This window comes from Nocardiopsis sp. NPDC055879 (genome assembly GCF_053615935.1).
Window position 1 is genome coordinate 1 of record NZ_JBSHCT010000093.1, and the last position, 1363, is coordinate 1363.

The 1363-nt window shown below is 66.3% G+C and carries 1 protein-coding gene; it reads right to left on the minus strand.

What is annotated here, in order from left to right; all coding sequences use genetic code 11:
* Positions 1-748: 748 nt before the first annotated feature.
* On the minus strand, positions 749-1363 hold a 615-nt coding region (locus ACWGKS_RS29965; RefSeq protein ID WP_452525096.1), incomplete at its 5' end, for an NUDIX hydrolase.

Genomic DNA, 1363 nt, shown 5'->3' on the forward strand with positions numbered 1-1363 from the left:
CCCCGTGTCACTGCCGATCAAGGTAGCCCATAGGCACCCTCTCGGGCCACCGGCCGGTGCCGTGCTCGTCTCCCGCTCGGCGATGGCGGCTTCAGCGGTCGGCCGGTTCGATCCCGGCCCGGTTGACGGACAGAAAATGGTCCGGAGCACACGTCGGCGCCCGGGTGCGGCGATCCAGCCCCAGACCTCCTCGGCGGTCCCCACGACCAGACGCAGCTCAGCGATCTGCTGGTCATCGCCCGTAGCGACCCCAGCGTGTGCGTGGTCTTGCATCTGCCAACACCGGCGAGTCACCCCATCCTCCCGGTCAGGGCATAGCTGCCTCTTCCTGTGGTTCTTTGGTGGGGAGAAGCCTTTCCCGTCTTCGTGGTCACCAACGGCCCGGTGAGGGCCCACGATGGAGGGGCGTTCCTCTCCTGGCTTTCGTGTTCGCCCGGAAAACAGAACCGATCGACTTCGGCACGTTCACAAGTGTTGAGGGTGTCGGCCCGCGTGTTGTCCCCAGTGGTCGAAGGGAGCACCCGAGCAGATGCCCCCGTGGAAACCACGGTCGAACAGGATCGTGCCGCCTTCGTCAGAGGCGAGCGGCATCCTCTCGCCACCACCACTGAGGACAAGATTTCCGCCCTAGCTGAGCTCGAACGCGTTGAAGATGGCATGGGGACGTAGCGTCGAGCAACTTCACCGGTTCGGATTCGTTCGTCCTTTCAGCCCGCGCGACCGGGTCGCGCGGGCTGACCCTCCACGTTCACGAGGCCGACCGCAACAGCGGTGGCGTGAGCAGCGAGGATCCGCCTTTGCGGTACAGGGCCGCCGGCCGACCCGCCGGCTGGGCGCGCTGCTCTCCCATGGGGTCCACGAAACCCTCCGCCTTGGTGACCTTTCGTCGGAAGTTACTGGGATCCAGTTCACGCCCCCAGATCACCTCGTAGACCGCCCGCAACTCGCTGAGCGTGAACGGTTCGGGGCAGAAGACCGTGGCGACGGTGGTGTACTCCAACTTCTCCCGAACACGTTCCAGAGCGTCATCGAGGATGCGGACGTGGTCGAAGGCCAAGGGGGTGGACATCGCGATGAGCTCCTCCACCGGCACCCAACGGGCATGCGCCGCGTCGCTTCCCCCCACCGCCTCGGGCAGGTCCGCCCCCAAGGCCAGATAGGCGATGGTGACGACCCTCCCCCGCGGATCACGGTCGGGATCACCGTAGGCACCGAGCTGTTCCAGGTGGAGCCGGGAGCCGTCGACCCCGGTCTCCTCCAAGAGTTCGCGCCGAGCACCTTGGTCGAGGGTCTCCCGTCTTCGGACTCTTCCACCAGGCAAGGCCGAGTGTCCTTGAAACGGCTCCTCCCCGCGCTCGATCAG